This is a genomic window from Pandoraea terrae, assembly GCF_902459695.1.
Taxonomy (GTDB): domain Bacteria; phylum Pseudomonadota; class Gammaproteobacteria; order Burkholderiales; family Burkholderiaceae; genus Pandoraea; species Pandoraea terrae.
Genome location: NZ_CABPRZ010000008.1, coordinates 37,821 through 58,308 on the forward strand (window position 1 = coordinate 37,821; position 20,488 = coordinate 58,308).

A 20,488-nucleotide genomic window follows, 5' to 3' on the forward strand; every position below is an offset into this window, starting at 1 on the left:
CTTTTGTCCCTGAATTGGGGCGCAGCCGGTGCCTCGCGCTGCGCTTCAGGTATGCTCGGTATTCGCTTGAGCAGTGCTTCGCTTTTCTGGCATCTGGCCCGTACCTGGCACGGAACCCGAGCCAGAATCTTGCCGACGCAACGTGGCTAACTTGGCTTTACGCGAAACGCCGGCTCTCACGCCAGGCGAAACAGGCTAGCAACATCGAGGCGACGACATTAAAGGCATGCAATGCCTTCAGGCCGAAAGCTGCAATGAGCCCGGATACGAGCGCTGGGCCAATGAGGCCGCCGATGGAGAACAAGATGATTAAAGTGGCGCTGATGGCGACACGATGTTCCGCGGAGGTGCGGTCGTTCACATGAGAAGCAATCAGACCGTACTGCGTGAAGGTCATGGCAACAAACACGAACGTCAGCGCGGAAGCTAGCCAAGGCGCATCTATGACGACTAGCGGGAGAGTCACGCAAGCTGAGCATGCCGCGAGGCGCGCAGAGAGTCGGCAACGGTGCATGCGGTCCGATAGGCGCCCGACAGGCCATTGGGTGAGCAGCGCGCATAGGAGAGAGCCGCCCGTTATCAGCGAAAGTTGGGCAATAGAGAAGCCAATTCGAGCCAGATATACCGGCATCAGGGAGTAGAACGTGCTATAGAGAAGTCCGGAGAGAATGCAGCCTGGTACGGCGATAGGCGCCTTATCCATCATGTCGCGCACGCTATCCATCCAGGTGTGAGCGTCAGTTGGGGCGAGGCGGTTGTCCGGAACCCTTGATGGCCATCCCTGCATCATCGTTATCGGCAACACCGCCGCCGTAAAGAGTGCGACGACGAGAAGAATTTGTGTTTGACTACCTGGTGCGCCGATATTCAACAGAAACTGGCCAGCCCCAACGGCCAAAAAATTGATGGCCTGGTAGGAGCCGAAGACGCTTCCCCGGATCGAGTTAGGTACTGAGCCGTTCAGCCAACTTTCCACCGTGGTGTATATGCCCATTAAGGCGAATCCAGTTCCAAGACGGAACAGACAAAGGGTGAACGGGGATTCAGACATCGAGAAGCCCATGACCAGAAGAGTTGCCATGGCAGCGAACGCCACAAATGCACGATGCTGTCCGATGCGTTCGATGAGTGTTCTGGTGAAGAACGCCCCCAGGATAAATCCGCCGTAATAGCTGGACTGAACCGCCCCGACCAGCATTGTCGACGCATCGAAACGCATAATCTGGAAGGGGACAGCGGTGGTAAAGAGGCCGTTACCGACAATGAGCACCCCGTAGGCCGCGAGGAGTCCAATGAGGCCGGGATAGACGCTGGCGGATGCGCTGACGATTGCGTCTGGCGCAGCCGGACTCGAATGGGCAGCTCCCAGTAGGGAAGCTTCTGACAACGGACCCGGGCGGTCAACCTCGATATTTTCCGCTGCGGCGTGATTAGGCAAGTCTCGGGGCATCATCTGTATTGGCCAGCTTTCGCGGTTTCTGGACGTGTTTGCCGATTGGAATTACGGACTACTTGGGGCGACCGGGCTCGAAATGCTTACTTAGCAACATGGCGCAATACCCTCAACATATTCTCTTCGCCTGACTGTGGTTTGCGCTATCAGGATTAGAAATCGTGATGTTGAGCTTCATTGCAGCTTATGATCCGGCGCCGGCTTCCTTCATGGGCACGGCGGCCTCAACGGCAATTTCGTCAAACGGATTGATGGACATCTTGGCATTACCGATGTCGACACCGGTCCGGTCGGACTTGGCGCGAACCTTGACGTTGTAGTCCACGACTCGTTTGACTGCTGCGATAACTTTCATTTGCAACGTACTCAAGCAAAGTTGCTTCGTGATGCTCTGTTCTCGATTGACTCAATCAACGCCACAACGGGCGGGTGGTTCCCAATCGGGCTTCCGGCGTCGCGTACGACTCGCATCGGTTTCACTACCGATGCAATGGCGAGGAACTGGCCCGGCGGAATGGCGATGGCAGTGCCGTCGTCCCCGTATACGACGCATCTGGAGTGGCCGGCGAGAATCACAGCGGCTGACCCCGGCGGCAGTGTCGCTTCGGTGTGGAGGATTTGGGCGCTCGGAACATACCTGTCGGTCCGCGCCATAATGTTAAGCGCAACCACCGGGGCGTCGATTAGCGACGCAGTCCAGTCAATCGAACCGTCATAAATGGTCGGTACCAGGTACTCGAGCGGGAGCACCCGCTCTGCCCCACGCAGGACCACACCCTTTCCATCAACGATGAGCGATAACCGGGTCATACCGTCAAAGCGGGAGTACGGCCCGTTCGCTTCGACGTTTGCCAGGCTGACGCGCCAGTCACAGTCGCGCTCAGCCAGCAACCGCGTGACACCGCCGCCGTTCTTCCATGGCTGCGCGGGCACCAGGCTCAGCCGTTTCACTTCGAGCTGGCTCATGCTGCGTTGATCAGGAAACTGCGCCGAGTCCGTATTTGCCCGTCAGCAGATCGCCCGTTTCAAAACGCTCGATGGCGTAGGGCTGCAAGGAGACGTCGGTCGGCAATCCGAGTGCCTCCTGGGCGAGCACGCGACCGACAGTCGGGGACAGCTTGAACCCGTGGCCGGAGAAGCCGTAGCCGACGACCAGGCCTTCAATGCCGGACAGCTTGCCAAGGACGGGGTTCCAGTCGGGGGTTACATCGTAGACGCCAGTCCACGAAGAAGCGATGCCGGCCGTTTCGTAGTTCGGGAAGCGCTCAGCCACCTGCGCGCCGACTTCGACGATGTAGTCCATCGGGATGTCGCCTTGCTCGATCTCGGCGGTTTGCAGCTTCTCTCCCACGATGCCTTCGCTGACAAGCATCTGGCTGCCACCATAGCTGCGGCAGTAGAGCATGCCCGGCGACCCGAGATCCTTGAAAACCGGCATCGAGTAGGTGTACTTCGCTTCGTTGCATTCCAGGGCCAGTACTGCATGGCGTTCCGGCACCACCGGTAGCGAGCGGCCGGTCCAGCCGGCCAGTTCCGGCGTCCAGATGTTCTGGGTGCTGATGACCATCGGGGTGGCGAAGTCGCCGATTGAGGTCGAGACGCCGACAACCTTGCCGTTCTCGATCAAGACTTTATGGACTTCGGCATTCTCGCGGATGGTGACACCGCCGCGGCGCGCGGCCCGAGCAAAGCTGGTGGCCACCAGGTAAGCGTCTGCAAAGCCGGCTTCGGGCTCATAGCCAATCAGGGCTGCGTCTTCGAACTGCGCGATGGGCAGCAGTTCTTTCGCTTGCTTGCGGTCCAGCAATTCGAGAGGAATGCCCTGGTCCTGCTGCTGCTTCAGCGAGGCGCGCAGCGGTTCGAGCTTGTCGCCTTCCGGGGAGACGATCATGTAGCCACACTTCACCAGCCCGCAGGATGCTTCTTCGTCGCCGAGATATCTGGCGAAGTCGTTGAACACGGCCCAGGACTGGCGGGCTAGTTCCACGTTCTCCCTGACCGAATAATGGGTACGCAGGATGCCGGACGATTGTGACGTCGTCCCCGCACCGATGTTGCCCCGGTCGAGCACGAGGACGCTCTTCGCGCCGAACTTGGCCAGATGAAACGCTACGGAGCTGCCGATGACACCGGCGCCGATCACCACGACGTCATATGAATTCACGGATGCACCTTCCATTGAGAGGTTGTTCCGAGAGTTTGGTGCAGCTGGAGACGGTGCTGGCTAATATAAGTGCAGGCGTTTCTTAGTAGAAACGAAAGCGAATAATGAGTGCCGGTTTCGGCATGTTTCTTGGTACACGCCGGCCTCGGTGACTGTTCCCCGGTGTTCGGCTGATCGTCGGTATCGTCAAACTCATAGCGCCGGGGAGCATAGCGTCTGACATGGCTGAGCAGCCGCTATCGCACTGCGTCAATTCTTGGTGCAGGGCACGAAACGGCGGCGTAGTTCAAGCACTATTTTTAAGCAGCATAACCGCTGCTTATACAACACCGGGGGTGGTCTTAGGATCGGCCTGGCCTAAGCTTCGCTCTGCAGGCACACGTCTTCGGGCTTGAGTTGCATCGCTGAAGCGATGTCGTGCGAGACCTGCCGCTCGAATACACGGCGAAGCATGTCATACAAGTCCGCTGGGAGATGGCCGAGTTCATTCTCACGAAATGACAGGTAGAAGGAACGGCTCAGGCCCGCGTGCGGACGCCCATGCCGTGAGAAAGATGACAGAGGTACGACTTTGATCTCCGGCACGTAGTGGCGCGACTGCCATACGCATAACGGCGTGGTAATGGCAAATCCGAGTCCGGCCGCCACGAGGCTGAGCATCGGGTCGGTTGCATCGAACTCACATGAGCGCTCGATATTTTCGCCGTGCGCCGCCAGATAGGAGTCTACGTGCTGGCCGATCACTGACCGCGCGCTGTACCGGATGAGCTGGAGGTGCTGGTTCAAGTCCGCCAGGGTCGTGAAGCGGTCGATTTCGAAATCCTTCGGAATTACGACGAAGTACGGCTCCGTGAACAACTTGCGCTTACGGACGCCGGGCACCTGAGCCACGCCGCTGGTTGTCACGGCGACGTCGAGCTGACGCGCCTCCAGCTGTGCATCGAGCGCTGGCGTTATGCCGGACCAGAGTCGAATCTGATGTGAGCTGCCAGACAGTGCCCTGATGATGACGGGGCCGATGGTTGCCGCAAACGAGTCCACGCAGCCTAGCCGGACCACGACACGCTTTGCCCGGGTAACGTTCCTTACGCTCTCGACCATCTGGTCGGCGCCTTGCAGCAGAGCTGTGGCGTGTTCGAATAGCCGCTGGCCTGCCGCCGTTGGCCGGGCAGGTCGCGTTGCCCGATCGAGGAGCATCGTATCGAGCAGCGTTTCGAGGGCTTTGATGCGCTGCGAAACGCCTGCCTGGGAGATACTCAGCCGCTCAGCAGCATCGGATATCGAGCCCGCCTCGACGACCGCCACCCAGCTGGCGAGGAGGTCCCAGTCCGGGTACCGTTCTGTTACTCTCTCTCTCATGATCGGCATCAATGTGATAGCTGACTCCAGCACGGGCGCCCCAGCAACCCCAGCTCCATGGCATGCACCCCTTGGCTGGCATGCCTTGGCAGTTGCACTGCCAGAATCATTCCTGCAGCTGGGCTGCACCGGCACGCGCCGAGCGGCGCAATCGCTTGGCGTGACGGGTCAGTTCTTTCCTCCGGGCCGCAAATTCCGTTTCCAGACTTCTCCCGTGGCGTCATCGATAACGCCATGGAATACGCCAAGTACGTCTTCGATGGAGATGGATGCAGCAACCCGGTGTTCGATCCAGAGGCCATGGACCAGGGCCATGGCCTGAATGGCGTATACGTGCGCCATCGCCCGGCTGCAGCCGGCTTCCCGCAAGTCGTGCGTGAAGTTTGAGCGCAGGCGCCTCGAGAATGCCGCGCACAATCGCTGAACCTCTGCGTCGTGGGCCGACGAACTCCACATGTGCGGCCAGACATTGGCCGCACCTGGGCTCATCACTTCATCGCTGAAGCACATATCCGCCGTGAATTTCATGCGTTCGACGGGATCGGCAATGCCGCGCCGGCCTGCGGTGAGCTGATCGCGGACGCGCCGGATGAGAAACACGAACGTCCTGTAGACCAGATCGTTCTTGTTATCGAAGTGGTGGTGCACGAGGCCCACCGAAACGCCGGCATATTCGCTGACCTTGCGAATTGTCAGGTTCTCAAGGCCGACCTGCCCGACAACTTCCAGCGTTGCTTCCACGAGCTTTAGCGGCATGCCCTCAACCTGTCCGGCGTCTTCTCGCCGGGCTTCGTGAGAGGTAGTGCGAACGCTGGGGGATTGCAGGGGTGCTTTATTCATTTCATCGGTAAGTAACTCGCCGCTCCAGAGGCAGGCGGCGTCGGACCTAATGGTACATCCGATTCGAGAGTTCTAAACGCTCGTTCAGCATCCATATGTGTGGCAAACCGCTCGCAGGCTCATCCTTATTGAACATATGTTCACTGTATGGTTGATGCACACGCCATCGGGATGCAGGAAAATATCGGGTTTTTCCCTATTTTGTGCGGCATAGCTAGGGGAATACCTGATATTTGAGGTTGTGAGATTTACATGTATAGTTGCTTCCGTTGTTGTTTGCTGAACGTATGTTCAGGAGTGGCTGGGTTGGTAGGGTGGGAAGAGGGCGGGCATATATGGTGGCTTTGGCATGCGTTGGCATATTCGCCAAGTTTGCTGAACATGTGACCAGTAGGTGCCGCCGGTGGAACGGGAAGTACGTCTGCTTCCAGCTCGGCTCGCAGCTTAGTCAGCAAAGCGCAAGCATCGATCCCGTCATCGATAACCGCATTGATTCTTTGCATAAGGCGGGATGAAGCAATAAGGCGTTCTTTTCGTTTGCCACTAGTCTTGACAGCGAAGATTCCGCGCGAACGGTAATGGCTGGAGCCCACCAGAAGCGGAAAAACATGCGGGTGCACATCAAGCCGTACGGTTTTGTTTAAACGTTTTGTTAAGGAGTGAGCGTGATTTCTGGTCCCCAATTTCCGATGCCTGCGAATGAGCCGGAAGTGAGCTTCCGCCCCGGAACGGAAGCAGCAGATTCCCTGAGGAAGGCCCTCGAACAACGTGAAGTCGTCGAGATCCCGACCGTCATCGGCGGCAAGAAGTACTACTCGGATAACACGGTCGAAGTGCGCGCTCCGCATGACCACCAACGACTGCTCGCTCGGATTCATCGACCCACTGAAAGCCAGGTGCAAGAAGCCATCGCGAATTCGAAATCGGTGGCGCGCGACTGGGCGAACCTGACGCATGCAAGTCGCGCCACCATCCTGCATCGTGCCGCGGAAATCATCGCGACGCGACTGCGCGTGAAGATCAATGCGGCGACCATGCTGGGCCAAAGCAAGACGATCGACCAGGCAGAGCCCGACAGCGGCTGCGAACTTATCGACTTCCTGCGCTTTAACGCCTTCAATGCGCAACGTGTCTATGCTGAGCAGCCGCTGTCGGTGCCCACCGCAGTGAACCGCGCAGATTGGCGACCGCTCGAAGGGTTCGTCTACGCCATTTCGCCCTTCAACTTCACTGCCATCGGCGGCAACCTGACGACCGCCCCCGCGATCATGGGTAACACGGTGCTGTGGAAGCCTTCCGAAAAGTCTGCGCTGGCGAACTACATCTTTTATGAGGCGCTTGAAGAGGCTGGCCTGCCCCCGGGAGTCATCAACTTCGTTCCTGGCGAGGCCGAGCTGACAACGCGTGTGGCGCTGTCGTCTGCAGACCTTGCAGGCATTCACTTCACGGGCTCGTCCGCGGTGTTCCAGTCCCTATGGAAGGGCGTTGCATCGAAGGTTGACGCATTCCGCACGATTCCGCGCCTTGTCGGTGAGACGGGCGGCAAAGACTTCGTGCTCGCACACGCTTCGGCTAACGCCTCTGAAGTCGCGATTGCATTGATTCGAGGGGCCTTCGAGTACCAAGGGCAGAAGTGCAGCGCTGCCTCGCGTGCCTATATCCCGCGCAGCCTGTGGCCGGCAGTCTCGCAGGAACTGCGCGCCAGGCTCCATGAGCTCAAGGTGGGCGATGTCGCCGACTCCAATACCTTCATGGGCGCCGTGATTTCCAAGGCGTCCTATGAAAAGCTCAGCCGCGTGCTGGCTGCCGCGAAGGACGACGGCGCCGTGAAACTCGTGTCCGGCGGCAATACCTGGTCGGAGCCTGGTTACTTTGTCGAGCCGACCGTGCTGGAAGTGTCGGACCCGAAACACGACCTCATGACGCACGAGCTGTTCGGCCCCGTCCTGTCTGTCCATGTCTACGATGACAACGCGTGGAACGAGACCCTCGCGCTGATTGACGCGACCAGCCCGTATGCCCTGACCGGTTCGATTTTCAGTACCGACCGCTTCGCACTGCACCAAGCCGAAAGCGTACTCATTAACGCTGCGGGCAACCTGTACCTGAACGACAAGCCTACCGGCGCCATGATCGGTCAGCAACCTTTCGGCGGTGGCCGTGCCAGCGGCACCAATGACAAGGCCGGTTCGTATCTGAACCTGCTGCGCTGGGCGTCGCCGCGCGTCGTCAAGGAAACGTACCTGCCGCCGCGCGACTGGCGTTTCGGCGCTTGATAGCCAGGTTCGGCTTCCCCAAGGAGAACACGATGTCGACTATTGTCTCATTCAAAAACGTCCAGAAGACCTACGACGGCGAAACGCTGGTCGTGAAGAACCTCAACCTTGAGATTGAGCAGGGAGAATTCCTCACGATGCTCGGGCCGTCCGGGTCGGGAAAGACGACCTGTCTGATGATGCTGGCCGGCTTCGAAACTGCCACGCAAGGCGAAATTCTCCTGCAAGGGAAGCCGATTAACCGAATTCCGCCAGAGCGGCGGAATATCGGCATGGTCTTTCAGAGTTACGCACTGTTCCCGCATAAATCGGTTGCCGAGAATCTGGCCTTTCCGTTGAAGGTTCGCAAGGTCTCCAAACACGAGATTGAGCAGAAGGTGACGAAGGCATTGCGCATGGTGAACATGGAGAAGTTTGCCAATCGCATGCCGGCGCAACTGTCCGGCGGACAGCAGCAGCGTATTGCCGTCGCACGCGCTCTGGTATTCGAACCTGCTCTCGTGTTGATGGACGAACCGCTCGGTGCGCTCGACAAGCAACTGCGAGAGCAGATGCAATATGAAATCAAGCAGATTCACGAGCAGAGCGGGCTAACGGTCGTGTACGTGACCCACGACCAGGGCGAAGCACTGACCATGTCCGACCGCATTGCCGTTTTCAACAACGGCATCATCCAGCAGCTCGCGTCGCCGTCGGAACTCTACGAGAAGCCCGAAAACGCGTTCGTGGCGCGCTTTATCGGTGAGAGCAACGAACTCAAAGGGGTGATCTCGGCGCTCGACCACACGCGTTGCACGGTAAGAATCGATGGGGGTCACAGCATTCGCGCGAGCGCTGGTGCTGCTATTCACGCCGCTGGTCACGCGAGCATCTCGTTGAGGCCGGAACGAATCGTTGTTGGGGAGCAAGCACGCTCTTGCGACAACGTATTTCATGGCGGCGTGAAAGACCTGATCTATTACGGCGATCACCTTCGCGTAGTGATGCAGATATGCGGACGCAACGACTTCATTGTGAAGCTGCCCAATGATGGAGCTGCACGTCAGTTGCGTATCGGCGATTCAGTTGACGTTGGGTGGATGGCCGACGCGTGCCGGGCCTTGTTGTAACCCAGTTGGGCGGAAGCTCACTGATTTTCTGCTTGTTTATTTTGATGAGGTCAAAAAAATGAATCCGAAAGTTTTTTGGGGCGTCCTGCTTGCAAGCGGCTGTATCAGCACGGCGGCTTCGGCCGACCAGGTGACATTTACGTCGTGGGGAGGGGCATGGCAAAGCGCGCAGGAATCCACTGCCGCGAAGCCGTTCGCCGCACAATCCGGCGTTCAGCTCAAGACCGACACGTACAACGGCGGGATTGCGCAACTCCGTAGCCAAGTGCAGACGAATAACGTGACATGGGATGTCGTCGACATGCAGTTGGCTGATTCCATCCGGGCATGTGACGAAGGTTTGCTGGAAAAGATCAATCCCGCCAGCCTCGCGCCGGCAAAAGACGGGACGCCAGCCAAGAACGATTTCGTTGCGGGAGCGCTCTCGGACTGTCTGGCCGGTAGCATCGCCTGGTCGACACTCATCACCTACAACAAGGACAAGTTCAAAGGCCACGAGCCCTCGAAGATTGCCGACTTCTTTGACCTGAAGAATTTCCCGGGCAAGCGCGGTCTCCGCAAATCACCAGAGGGTGCTCTCGAGTGGGCACTTCTCGCGGATGGTGTGTCACCGGCGGATGTCTACAAGACGCTTGCGACGCCAGCCGGGCTGAATCGCGCGTTCAAGAAGCTTGACACCATCAAATCGTCCATCGTCTGGTGGGAGACGGGCGCACAACCCGCCCAGCTTCTCGCCGATGGAGAGGTGACGATGAGCAGCGCCTATAACGGACGAATCTATAGCGCGATGATCACTGATAAGAAGCCGTTCGGTTTCCTCTGGGACGGCCAGCTCAAGAACATCGAAGGCTACGCCGTCGTAAAAGGTTCCAAGAATCTAAAGGCGGCACGGGACTTCGTTCGCTACGCAACTCAAGCTGACGTTCTCGCCAAGCTTGCTCCGCTTACTGCCTATGGGCCAGCGCGCAAGTCGTCGATTCCGCTGGTTGACGCCAAGGTGGCTCCCTATCTGCCAACCGCGCCCGCCAATCAGAAAGGCGCAGTCGACGTTGATACTGCGTTCTGGGCGGATCATTCGGACGATCTGAATCAGAAGTTCGCTGTGTGGCTGGGCCAGAAGTAACGGATTCTGACCTTGTATTAACGAGGAGAGCGCGGAGTTTCCGCTGGAACCATGATGAATCTTCCGACTGATTTTCCGGTGCCGACGCACAATACCGAACAAGTCGCTACCGTCGAGTTCAAGAGCTTGAAGGCAAAGCTCAGAAGCGCGGAACGTGCAGAACGAATCAAGGCGATGTTGTTGGTTTTTCCTCTGCTCGCGTTCCTTCTCGTCACGTTTCTTGTCCCGATTGGAAGCCTGCTCATGAAGAGCCTTCAGGATCCCACTATCTCGAAGGAGTTGCCGCACACCGCGGTACTGCTTCGCGAGTGGGACCCAGCCAAAGGCAAAGTTCCGGGTGAACATGTGTACGACGCGTTCGGACGGGATCTGCTTGTGGCAAAGAGCAACGAAGGCGTGAGCAGGGTAGCGTCTCGGCTTAACTATGACGAAGCTGGCATGCGCGGTCTGATCATGAAGACCGCTCGTCGGCTGGGGGACAGCGACACGGGGACGTGGCACCAACGCCTGACGGCTATCGACCCCCAATGGGATGACGTGTCGACGTGGTCAACACTGAAATACGCATCCTCACCGTGGACGCTGGCTTATTACCTGAAAGCGTTTGATTTCAAGCGAAGCAGTGACGGATCCATTGTTCGCCAACCGGAAAGCGAACGACTGTACGTCGACGTGTTTGTGCGGACTGCGTGGGTCAGCATGTCTGTCAGCCTGCTGTGTCTTCTTTTCGGCTATCCGGTTGCCTACTTTCTCGCCAACATCCCGGCGCGGCACAGCAACGTTTTCATGATCATGGTTCTTCTACCGTTCTGGACGTCGACGCTGGTGCGTACGACCGCCTGGGTGGTTGTACTTCAGTCCAACGGGGTCCTGAACGCGTTCCTTATTCACTTGGGGATTACTGAGGCCGGCCTCGCGTTGATATACAACCGATTCGGCGTGCTGGTCGCCATGACGCACATTCTTTTGCCGTACGCGATCCTATCGCTTTACAGCGTCATGAAGGGTGTGCCGAACATTTACATGAAGGCATCTCGCTCGCTTGGCGCCGGTCCGATTCGGTCTTTCTTCTCAGCGTACTTTCCGCAAACCCTGCCTGGGGTGGGCGCAGCAGGCATGCTGACTTTCATCCTCGCGGTTGGTTACTACATCACGCCCGCGATTGTCGGCGGCCCCGATGATCAGCTTGCCAGCTATTACATCGCCAACCATGTGAACTCGACATTGAACTGGGGCCTGGCTAGTGCATTGGCTTCCATCCTGTTGGCCGGCGTATTGCTCGTGTACGCCATGTTCGTTCGACTGACCGGCGGCGCCGGTGTGAAGCTGGGATAAGCGAAATGTTCAATCTTCCTGCGTACGTGACGGTCTGGGGGCGACTGGGGCGCTACGCCCATGTCGGAATTTCACTCCTGGTGCTTCTGTTTTTGATTCTCCCGGTGCTGGTTGTGATGCCGCTGTCGTTCAACTCGCAGCCGTATTTCACATATCCGATGCCGGGGCTCAGTCTCCGTTGGTACAGCGAGTTCATCGACAGCCCGGATTGGATGCTCGCACTTCAGAACACAGTGATTGTGGGCGTTGCTTCGACTGCGCTGGCGACTGCTCTGGGCGTTCTGGCATCGCTTGGGTTGATGAACCCTAAGCTGAAGGGAAAGTCGCTCATCACCGGCATCCTCGTTTCTCCGATGATTGTGCCTCTGATCATCACGGCGGTTGGGGTGTATTTCGCGTTCAGCCCGCTCGGATTGACTAGCAGTCTGCTTGGTTTGACGTTGTCACACGCAGCGCTCGGTGTTCCGTTCGTGGTTGTGACCGTGACGGCAACACTGGCGGGCTTTAACGAAGCGTTGACGCGAGCAGGCAGAAGCCTTGGTGCATCCTCAATGCGGGTTTTCTTTGAAGTCAAGCTGCCCATCATTGCTCCGGGCGTGGTATCAGGCGCGCTATTCGCCTTTGCAACGTCGTTTGACGAAATCGTCGTGGCGCTGTTCCTGACCGGGCCGGACCAAAGAACGGTTCCACGGCAGATGTGGTCGGGTATTCGCGAGCAACTGAGCCCCACCATTTTGGCTGTCGCCACCGTACTCGTTATTACTTCAACGCTGCTTCTCATCACGCTTGAGTGGCTTCGTCGCAGAACCGAGCGACTGCGTGGAAGTGCGGGCACCAAGTAAGACGCCCATTCACAGGAAGAAACCGTTTATTTTGCCGAAGCCATGATTGACTCAACCGACATGTTTCCCGAATCCAATGTAATGCGATTCCTGACTTCCGATCTGGGTATCTTGCGTCAGAAGATTGTTAACGCCTCCAGTTTGGACGAGGAGGTCGTCGTCCAGGCGCTGATGCAGGAGGCGAAGATGGACGGCCCCACTCTTGCGAAAGTGCAGGATCTCGCAGGGAAGCTCGCTCAAGGAGTTCGTGACGCGCGCATCGATGCCGGTGGGATCGACTTGCTCACGCAGGAGTTCTCGCTCGACAGTCGAGAAGGCATTGCGCTGATGTGCCTCGCCGAGGCGATGCTTCGAATTCCCGACACGGAAACGCGCAACCAGTTGATTCGAGACAAAATCGTTGATGCTGACTGGCGCGCCCATATCGGCAAGTCACCGTCACTATTCGTCAATGCGACTGCGTGGGGATTGTTGATTACCGGCAAGCTCCTGAAGCAGTCGGATGAAGCGGCGTTGACGGAAGCGCTCACCAGCGTGCTCAGAAAGGGCGGCGAAGCTGTTGTGCGCGCTGGTGTCGCATACGCGATGCGCATGCTCGGTAAACAGTTCGTCACGGGGCAGACCATCGAAGAGGCGATTGGCGCGGCGAAGGCTCGTGAGTCGGGTGGCTATTGCTATTCGTACGACATGCTGGGTGAGGCGGCCCTTACCGATGAGGATGCGCAGGCCTATTTCAATTCGTACAAGCACGCCATTGAGGCCATCGGGTGCGATGCGAAGGGCAAGGGGCCGATAGATGGTCCCGGCGTGTCAGTCAAGATTTCAGGGTTGCATCCTCGGTACGAACTGGCCCAGCGCGAGCGGGTCATCGTGGAGCTCTATCCGCGCCTATTGCAACTTGCGGAGCTGGCCAAACACTATCAAATTGGTTTCCACCTCGATCAGGAGGAGTCCGCTCGCTTCGATTTGACGCTCGAGATGCTTGAGCGGTTGTGCAATGAGCCGAGTCTTCGTGGCTGGAACGGGATTGGTATCTCGCTCCAAGCCTATCAAAAGCGCGGGCGAGCTGTTGCTGAGTGGATTATTGCGCTGGCACGTGCAACGGGGCGCCGTATCAACATTCGCCTCGTGAAAGGCGCGTACTGGGATACGGAAATCAAGCTGGCTCAGGACGCGGGAACAACGGGTTACCCGGTCTTCACGCGCAAGGTGCACTCAGATGTGAGCTATCTCGCCTGTGCGAAAGCGCTGCTCGCGGCGCCGGATGCGATCTTTCCGCAGTTTGCGACACATAACGCATACTCGATTGCGGCGGCGTACACCCTGGCCGGCAACCAAGACTACGAGTTTCAATGTCTTCACGGCATGGGGGAAACCGTATACGACCAGGTGGTCGGCAAGTCGAAGCTCGGGCGTGCTTGCCGAATCTATGCCCCAGTTGGACCTCACGCAACCTTGCTGGCATACCTCGTTCGCCGGCTGCTGGAGAACGGTGCCAATTCGTCATTTGTCAACCAGATTGTCGACGAGGAGGTCAGCATTGCCGATATCGTGGAAGACCCCGTAGCGCGCGCGGCGCGCACGGGTGGCCGGTCGCATGGCGGAATTGTGATGCCGACCGGCGTTCTTCCTGGGCGAACCAATGCCAAGGCCTTGAGTTTTGATCAATCGAACGAATTCGGCGTCAGCTTGGCACAACTGCGCGCCAACAAGGTTGTTGCGCGGCCAGTCGTTGGTGGTATTCAAGACGTGCAGTCGGACGCAACCACTCTCGTCTACAGCGCGAGCGATTCGTCCGAGATCATCGGCACCGTCGCTTCGTGCCGCATGGATGCAGTCGCTTCGGCGCTGTCCGTTGCCATGCCGGCAGCTGCGCAATGGCGTCTGCAATCCCATAGCGCCCGTGCGTCGTATCTCGATGCAGCCGCCGACGCACTGGAGAAGAACTCAACTCGTCTGGGCGCTCTGCTTGTACTGGAGAGCGGCGCCACGTTGACCGAGGCTGCTGATGAGGTGCGGAAGGCCGTTAACATCGCTCGGCTTTACGCGTACCAGCTCAGAAGCGACAGCCGGCTTGAGCCGGTTGAAGCACTGGGGGTTGTCGTTAGCGTGACGCCAGCCACGTCTCCGCTATCGACCTTCGTGGGGCAGGTGGCCGCAGCTATCGCTGTGGGGAATGTGGTCATTGCCAAACCGTCGTCAAGCGCTTCATTGATTGCGCACGAAACCGTACGACTGTTCCAGAGCGCTGGCATACCTGATGGAGTCGTGCAACTCATACTCGGCCAGGGGGAGGGTGTCGGTCGTGCGCTCATCGCCGACCGTCGTGTCATGGCTGTGCTTTTCTCGGGTTCCGCGGCGACTCGGAAGGCAATCGCCATCTCTCTTGCCGAGGCGCGACACCGACCGAAGTTCATTGCAATGTCGAGTAGTGTTGGTGCAATGATAGTGGATAGCTCGGCGCTGCCGGAGCAAGTCATCTCCGATGCGATGGTTTCGGCCTTCAGGAGCGCCGGCCAGCTTGCCTCGTCATTGCGAATCCTGTGCCTTCAAGACTCGACCTCCGAGACCGTACTCCGCATGCTCGCAGGGATGTTGAGTGAGCGGAAAATCGGAAATCCGCTCGACTCCGCGACGGACATCGGTCCGGTATCGACCTCCCGGGTACGAGATGATGTGGAAACCTACCTCGCGCAGATGAGACGTTACGGATTCAACGTCATTCGTGCACCTCTATCCAGCGATTGCGGCAAAGGAAACTTTGTTTCGCCATCTATCGTTGATCTCGGCGAGCTTGATGCTCTCTCCAATTTTGACCCAACCGTCGTGGGTCCCGTCTTGCATGTCGTTCGCTGGAAAACTGGCGAGATGGATGCCCTCGTGGAGAAACTTAACTCAATTGGTTGCAGCGCAATCGGGCTGCATACACGCATCAACGAGGCCGCCGGAAAACTACTCTCACAGGCACACGCGAACAGCGTATGCATCAATCGAGCGATGCACAACGCGCTTATCGGTATGCAGCCTTATGGCGGCGCTGGAGCGTCTGGGACGGGACCGATGATGGGCGGGCCGCTCACACTTTTTGCGCTGACGCGCAACACGCCGGACACTTTTTCGGCACCGAAGGGACCGTTTGCTCCCTCGCCTCAACTGAATAGCGAGAAGTTCTATGAGTTTCCAGTCCAGGGGGAGCACGGGAAATTCATGTCTCGCCGGAACGGTGCGCAGCGCTCGAAAGAACTGAGCCTCTCCCGGATGGACGCGCTCGCCTCCCTCGCGTCGAATCGGAGCTCAGCGTCAGTCGAGGCCATTGCGGCTATCCGGCGCAAATTTTCGGAGCTGATTACGCGGACCGTACCGCTTGGCTTGCCGGCGCTAACGGGTGAAGAGAATACGGTCGAGCTTGTCCCGCGAGGCCAAGTTCTTTGTGCCGGCGAGTCGCTTAACGCAGTTATCGCGCAGGCCATAGCGGCCACAGCCTTCGGCAATGAGGTGATATTGCTGAAATCGCCGTTTGCGAGCGATGTAGCTTCGCGGCTAGGCGGGATGTGCCGCGTCGTCGATACGACGGACGAAGTGCGAGCTATTCGCGGAGATTTCGCTGGCGTAAGTCCTGATGTGGCTCTTGCAGAGACAGGCCATGCCAGTCTGGAACTGATCAAGAGAACGGTAGCTGCCACCGGGCGCACCCTGAGTACACCGGACAGCCATGGAATGTACGACTGGACCCAGCTTGTGCGCGAGCGCGTGACAACGGTGAACGCAAGCGCTGCGGGCGGAAATACCCAGTTGATGGTCCTGGAAGAGGACTTCGCATAAATACTCGTTTGTTCCGCCGCTGATATTCCGCCTCGCAAGAGGAGCTGACTCTTTCATCATGAACAAAGTTGACGTCGGCACGTTGCTGCATGGAGCACGTGCTCAGTGCGGTCGCGTTCAATACGCTATCGATGAGCGAGATTGGAATCCAATGAAGATTGGCGATTCGTTGTTGCCATGTTTTTGGTGGATTCCCGTCGCGAATGATGAAAGCGGGGCTTGGCAGAGCTACTGGATGCGCATGGACCCTGGTGCGCGCTCTCCTCAACACATTCACGAATCAACCGAGCTGCTCCTCGTTACCCAAGGCGTGTTCACTGACGGTGATAACGAAAGCTATGGGCCCGGCGAAATCGTGGTGTACGCCGCAGGTTCCGATCATAGTTCGTATTCGACAGAAGGGTGTATCGCACTTGTCGTTACTCGCACTTCTTCGCGCCTACTGAAGTAGGTTGAGTCAAATGGAAAAATCGGAGTGTTGTTGCGAGCCTATAAAAGGAAGTAGTTGAACGTAGTTTAGGAGAACTAAATGAAAAGTAAATTGATTGGTTCGATATTCTTTGTGATTTCCGTTCCGGCACTTGCACAGAGTTCGGTTACGCTTTACGGCGTGATCGATGAGGGTATTAATTACGCGAACAATGTTCGTGGCAATAGAATGGTTGAACTCCAAAGCGGTTACGCTCAAGGTAGCCGCTGGGGGCTCAAAGGCGCTGAGGACCTCGGGGGCGGGACGAAGGTGCTCTTCCAGCTCGAGAACGGCTTCAATGCAAGCAATGGGCGCCTCGCCCAGGGTGGATTGTTCTTCGGTCGGCAGGCATATGTAGGCTTGCAGAATGGAGATCTTGGTACGCTCACGCTCGGCCGTCAGTACGACGCAATCGTGGACTATGTTTCTCAGACCACGGCGAACGGGAACTGGGCAGGCTATCTGTTTTCCCATGTATACGATAACGACAACACTGACTATTCGTATAGGGTAAACAATTCGGTGAAGTACACGAGCCCGACCTTCGGCGGCTTCCAGTTTGGTGGCGTGTATGGCTTTAGCAACAGCACCAACTTTGCAAACAATCGGCATTATAGTTTTGGTGGTCAGTATACAAACGGTGGGTTGCTGATTGCGGCAGCTTATGCGCTAACTAACAACCCGTCTTCGACTGCTGGCGGGGCACTCAACAATGCTGGGGATGCCAATTTCCTTGGTACGCGTCTGAGGATTTATGGCGTGGGTACCAACTACACGTTTGGTGCCACCACGTTGGGTTTTGCCTATACCGGTACAGAGATCACCCAGCCTCTCAGCACGGAGTATGTTGGCGCAATCACACCGTCTACCGGGACTGCTTCGTCTCTGCGGTTCCACAACTTCGAGTTGAATGCGAAGTACCAACTGACTCCTGCGTTTTATGTGGGGGGCATGTACGTCTACACGCGGGCCAACTTTAATGTGACTAGTGGCTCTCAGCATCCAACCTATCAAACGGTTGGGCTGATGGCAGACTACAATTTGTCGAAGCGGACGGACATCTACGTGCAGGGCGCCTACCAACGTGTTGGCGGAGACAGTACCGGTACCGTGTTGGACGTTGCTTACATCCCCGGGGCAAACGATGTGTCCTCGAATCGCAATCAGGTGGTGTTGCGCGCCGCGATTCGCCACAAGTTCTGAGCTCGACGTGTTGAGCGGGCAGGCGATATGTTAACTTTGACTGTCGCCTTGCTCGGATGGATGGCGGAGTTGTACGCGCAAGCAGGTAGCGGTTTGACCGACCGCTACCTGCCCGTTTCCTTTTTTGCTATTGTTTGATGGGGCAATCTTCATCTACCACAGGCTCAAAATGAAAACGTTGAGCGACGGGGCGAAGGGTTATCGACGTATCATTCCTTCGTTGACAGCGCTTGTAGAGTTCGAAGCCGTTGCACGGCTAGGCAGCTTTACTCTGGCTGCTCACGAGCTAGGGGTCAGCCAAGCGGCAGTGAGTCGGCAGGTCAAAATGTTGGAAGAATCGCTTGGCGTATTGCTGTTCCAACGACTATATCGCTCCATCAAACTGACAAGAGAGGGCGAAGCGCTTCATGAAGCGGTTGCAGAAGCGATGCAACGAATTGCCGGGGCCTTCGACCACCTGTCAAAAGGTATCGCCGAGAGAGAACTGGTTCTGGCAACTACCGCCGCCTTCTCGCATTTTCGTGTCCTTCCTCGGGTGTCAACCTTAAGGCAACAGCACCCGGAAATTAATCTTCGTCTGACAACTCAGATGTTCACATCGGATTTGCGGCTCAACGAGGTCGATGTGGCCATTCGGTATGGGGACGGGAAATGGCGGGATGGAACCTCGATATTGCTATTTGACGAAGAGGTTTTTCCTGTTTGCTCGCCCGCGTGGCGGGACGCGAATCCTGGTGTGGAGTCCCTTACCGATTTGACGCGGGCAGCGCTGATTGACTACGACTCAACGTCTGAAGGATGGTTGGCCTGGGACGAATGGTTCAGTGCGCTCGGAGTACGCCCGCCGAAGTTGAAGTATGCGTTGCGCTGTGGTCTCTACACGGACGCGGTTCAGGCTACGATGCACGGCCAGGGAGTTGCATTGGGATGGCGGCGCTTGCTGGAGGACCATCTGAGTTCTGGGCGACTCGTGCGATTGACTGAGGCAACCCTCAAGGTTCGCGACGCATACTTTGCCGTTGTTCCGAACGGCCGCGAGATAACGCGCGAGGTGCGGGTGCTGATTGACTGGCTTCGCGATGCGGCGCTACCCACCTAAAGGCAACCTGCGTCGCATAACGTGAGGTAATGCCAGCTCAAGAATAAAGCGCGTTGACGGGTATTTGGGCCTCTCCAATACTGGGGTTGTGACACGGCAGTGTCACCCCCAAAAGATGAGAAAAGGAGAGACTCAATGGTAGCAACGCTGCCCCAAACCCACCGCGAACTGCTCGACAGCCGAAAATCCGGGCATGGGATGCCCGCCGAGCTTTTCGGACGGCAGGATGTGTTCGAGACGGATGTCGACGTTTTCTTCCAGAAGCTGTGGCTTTTTGTTGCAGTGACGGCCGACGTTCCTGAGCCTGGCGACGTCTACACGGTCGATATCGGCAAGTCGTCCATCATGATTCTGCGTGATGACGACGAGAATGTCCGCGCTTACCGGAACGTCTGCCGGCATCGCGGCGCGCGCTTGAAGCCGGCCGGCAAGTCGACTGTCGGCATGCTGGTCTGCCCGTATCACCAGTGGACATACGATCTGGATGGCAGTCTGCGCCATGCGACGCACATGGGCAAGGAATTCGATACGAAATGCCGAAGCCTGATCCCTGTGCATGTCAAGGTGGTCGGCGCGCATATCTTCGTTTGCCTGGCCGACGAGGCGCCGGAGGATTTCTCGAAGCTCGAGACAATCATGACGCCGCGCTTCGCGGCGCACGACATGCAGCGCACGAAGATCGCGCACGAGATGACGATTGTCGAGAACGGCAACTGGAAGCTCGTCATGGAGAACAACCGTGAGTGCTACCACTGCGCCGGTACGCATCCGGAACTGACGCAGTCGTTCCTGGCGCACGACTTCGGGTTCTGTCCGGACGGGCAAAGCGAGGACGCGCTGCGCGATTACAACGAGTACCTCGCGCGTAGTGCGGCCCGCAAGGAAGAGTGGGAGAAGGACGGCTATATCTGCGAAGCGTTCGAATCGGTCGATGAGAACGTCGAGACGAATTTCCGGTCCCAGCGGCTGGCGATTGCGGGGGACTGTGAATCGCAGACGATGGATACCAAGGTTGCATCCACGAAATTGCTGGGCAACCTGCGGCGCCGCGATCTTGGCGATATGCACATGTGGACGCATCACTCGTGGACCCACGTGATGAGCGACCACGCAGTCGTCGCGTACATTCTGCCGCTCGCCCCGGACAAGACGGTGGTGCGCACGATGTGGCTGGTGCATGAAGATGCGGTCGAGGGTGTCGACTACGACGTGAAAAATCTGACGGAAGTGTGGACTGCGACCACTCAGCAGGATGCGAACCTCGTCGCAATCACGCATAGCGGCACGCAGGACCCGGGCTATATTCCGGGACCGTACTCGGCGTACACGGAAGGCGCGCTCGATCAGTTTGCGCGTTGGTATGACGCGCGCCTGAAGGCGCAAGGCGTGTGAGT

General features: G+C 57.7%; 15 protein-coding genes and 1 pseudogene. 10 read left to right on the forward strand and 6 right to left on the reverse strand.

Features of this window, described 5'->3' with window-relative positions; all coding sequences use genetic code 11:
• Nucleotides 1-157 precede the first annotated feature (157 nt).
• The 6 genes and pseudogenes from PTE30175_RS11190 to betI all read right to left on the reverse strand — a co-directional run bounded on the left by PTE30175_RS11190 (nucleotide 158) and on the right by betI (nucleotide 5,732).
• Entirely contained in the window at nucleotides 158-1,453 is a 1,296-nt protein-coding gene (locus PTE30175_RS11190) for an MFS transporter (protein WP_150697141.1), read from the reverse strand.
• A 187-nt stretch (nucleotides 1,454-1,640) separates the two neighbouring features.
• A pseudogene (locus PTE30175_RS11195) lies at nucleotides 1,641-1,808 on the reverse strand (electron transfer flavoprotein subunit beta/FixA family protein); the annotation flags it as partial.
• Between the two features lie 11 nt (nucleotides 1,809-1,819).
• Nucleotides 1,820-2,419: a HutD/Ves family protein gene (locus tag PTE30175_RS11200; protein WP_150697142.1), complete on the reverse strand. Its 600-nt coding sequence runs from the start codon at nucleotides 2,417-2,419 to the stop codon at nucleotides 1,820-1,822.
• A 10-nt stretch (nucleotides 2,420-2,429) separates the two neighbouring features.
• Nucleotides 2,430-3,617, reverse strand: coding sequence for an NAD(P)/FAD-dependent oxidoreductase (locus PTE30175_RS11205; RefSeq protein WP_150697143.1), 1,188 nt, complete (start codon nucleotides 3,615-3,617; stop codon nucleotides 2,430-2,432).
• A 357-nt stretch (nucleotides 3,618-3,974) separates the two neighbouring features.
• Nucleotides 3,975-4,985 (reverse strand): LysR family transcriptional regulator, encoded by a 1,011-nt coding sequence (locus tag PTE30175_RS11210; RefSeq protein ID WP_150697292.1) that lies wholly within the window; start codon nucleotides 4,983-4,985, stop codon nucleotides 3,975-3,977.
• A gap of 159 nt (nucleotides 4,986-5,144) precedes the next feature.
• Nucleotides 5,145-5,732, reverse strand: coding sequence for a transcriptional regulator BetI (gene betI / locus PTE30175_RS11215; protein WP_224788707.1), 588 nt, complete (start codon nucleotides 5,730-5,732; stop codon nucleotides 5,145-5,147).
• A 749-nt stretch (nucleotides 5,733-6,481) separates the two neighbouring features.
• Between betI and pruA the strand changes: the two genes are divergently transcribed.
• The 10 genes from pruA to PTE30175_RS11265 all read left to right on the forward strand — a co-directional run bounded on the left by pruA (nucleotide 6,482) and on the right by PTE30175_RS11265 (nucleotide 20,486).
• Nucleotides 6,482-8,092: an L-glutamate gamma-semialdehyde dehydrogenase gene (pruA, locus tag PTE30175_RS11220; RefSeq protein WP_150697145.1), complete on the forward strand. Its 1,611-nt coding sequence runs from the start codon at nucleotides 6,482-6,484 to the stop codon at nucleotides 8,090-8,092.
• A 32-nt stretch (nucleotides 8,093-8,124) separates the two neighbouring features.
• The gene (locus tag PTE30175_RS11225) at nucleotides 8,125-9,201 is read left to right on the forward strand and encodes an ABC transporter ATP-binding protein (protein WP_150697146.1); all 1,077 of its coding nucleotides are present in this window, start codon (nucleotides 8,125-8,127) and stop codon (nucleotides 9,199-9,201) included.
• Nucleotides 9,119-10,324: an ABC transporter substrate-binding protein gene (locus PTE30175_RS11230; RefSeq protein WP_224788708.1), complete on the forward strand. Its 1,206-nt coding sequence runs from the start codon at nucleotides 9,119-9,121 to the stop codon at nucleotides 10,322-10,324. The genes PTE30175_RS11225 and PTE30175_RS11230 overlap by 83 nt, the downstream gene beginning before the upstream one ends.
• Before the next feature lie 51 nt (nucleotides 10,325-10,375).
• On the forward strand, nucleotides 10,376-11,659 hold the full coding sequence (locus PTE30175_RS11235) for an ABC transporter permease (RefSeq protein WP_224788709.1): 1,284 nt from the start codon (nucleotides 10,376-10,378) through the stop codon (nucleotides 11,657-11,659).
• Between the two features lie 5 nt (nucleotides 11,660-11,664).
• On the forward strand, nucleotides 11,665-12,501 hold the full coding sequence (locus tag PTE30175_RS11240; protein WP_150697147.1) for an ABC transporter permease: 837 nt from the start codon (nucleotides 11,665-11,667) through the stop codon (nucleotides 12,499-12,501).
• A gap of 42 nt (nucleotides 12,502-12,543) precedes the next feature.
• On the forward strand, nucleotides 12,544-16,323 hold the full coding sequence (gene putA / locus PTE30175_RS11245; RefSeq protein WP_224788710.1) for a bifunctional proline dehydrogenase/L-glutamate gamma-semialdehyde dehydrogenase PutA: 3,780 nt from the start codon (nucleotides 12,544-12,546) through the stop codon (nucleotides 16,321-16,323).
• 58 nt (nucleotides 16,324-16,381) lie between these two features.
• The gene (locus PTE30175_RS11250) at nucleotides 16,382-16,774 is read left to right on the forward strand and encodes a cupin domain-containing protein (RefSeq protein ID WP_150697148.1); all 393 of its coding nucleotides are present in this window, start codon (nucleotides 16,382-16,384) and stop codon (nucleotides 16,772-16,774) included.
• Between the two features lie 78 nt (nucleotides 16,775-16,852).
• Complete coding sequence (locus PTE30175_RS11255) at nucleotides 16,853-17,995, forward strand: porin (RefSeq protein ID WP_150697149.1); 1,143 nt, start codon at nucleotides 16,853-16,855, stop codon at nucleotides 17,993-17,995.
• Nucleotides 17,996-18,164: 169 nt separating this feature from the next.
• Nucleotides 18,165-19,094: a LysR substrate-binding domain-containing protein gene (locus PTE30175_RS11260; protein WP_191628994.1), complete on the forward strand. Its 930-nt coding sequence runs from the start codon at nucleotides 18,165-18,167 to the stop codon at nucleotides 19,092-19,094.
• A 135-nt stretch (nucleotides 19,095-19,229) separates the two neighbouring features.
• Nucleotides 19,230-20,486 carry an aromatic ring-hydroxylating oxygenase subunit alpha gene (locus tag PTE30175_RS11265; RefSeq protein ID WP_150697150.1) on the forward strand — a complete coding sequence of 419 codons (1,257 nt, stop codon included), beginning with the start codon at nucleotides 19,230-19,232 and terminating at the stop codon, nucleotides 20,484-20,486.
• Nucleotides 20,487-20,488 lie beyond the last annotated feature (2 nt).

Excerpts from the sequence above, each read along its gene's own strand:
- PTE30175_RS11250 (WP_150697148.1), top strand. The coding sequence starts at position 16,382 with ATGAACAAAGTTGACGTCGGCACGTTGCTGCATGGAGCACGTGCTCAG.
- putA (WP_224788710.1), top strand. The coding sequence starts at position 12,544 with ATGATTGACTCAACCGACATGTTTCCCGAATCCAATGTAATGCGATTC.
- PTE30175_RS11240 (WP_150697147.1), top strand. The coding sequence starts at position 11,665 with ATGTTCAATCTTCCTGCGTACGTGACGGTCTGGGGGCGACTGGGGCGC.
- PTE30175_RS11200 (WP_150697142.1), bottom strand. The coding sequence starts at position 2,419 with ATGAGCCAGCTCGAAGTGAAACGGCTGAGCCTGGTGCCCGCGCAGCCA.
- PTE30175_RS11190 (WP_150697141.1), bottom strand. The coding sequence starts at position 1,453 with ATGATGCCCCGAGACTTGCCTAATCACGCCGCAGCGGAAAATATCGAG.
- PTE30175_RS11230 (WP_224788708.1), top strand. The coding sequence starts at position 9,119 with ATGATGGAGCTGCACGTCAGTTGCGTATCGGCGATTCAGTTGACGTTG.
- PTE30175_RS11260 (WP_191628994.1), top strand. The coding sequence starts at position 18,165 with ATGAAAACGTTGAGCGACGGGGCGAAGGGTTATCGACGTATCATTCCT.
- PTE30175_RS11265 (WP_150697150.1), top strand. The coding sequence starts at position 19,230 with ATGGTAGCAACGCTGCCCCAAACCCACCGCGAACTGCTCGACAGCCGA.
- PTE30175_RS11210 (WP_150697292.1), bottom strand. The coding sequence starts at position 4,985 with ATGCCGATCATGAGAGAGAGAGTAACAGAACGGTACCCGGACTGGGAC.
- PTE30175_RS11235 (WP_224788709.1), top strand. The coding sequence starts at position 10,376 with ATGATGAATCTTCCGACTGATTTTCCGGTGCCGACGCACAATACCGAA.
- betI (WP_224788707.1), bottom strand. The coding sequence starts at position 5,732 with ATGCCGCTAAAGCTCGTGGAAGCAACGCTGGAAGTTGTCGGGCAGGTC.
- PTE30175_RS11225 (WP_150697146.1), top strand. The coding sequence starts at position 8,125 with ATGTCGACTATTGTCTCATTCAAAAACGTCCAGAAGACCTACGACGGC.
- PTE30175_RS11255 (WP_150697149.1), top strand. The coding sequence starts at position 16,853 with ATGAAAAGTAAATTGATTGGTTCGATATTCTTTGTGATTTCCGTTCCG.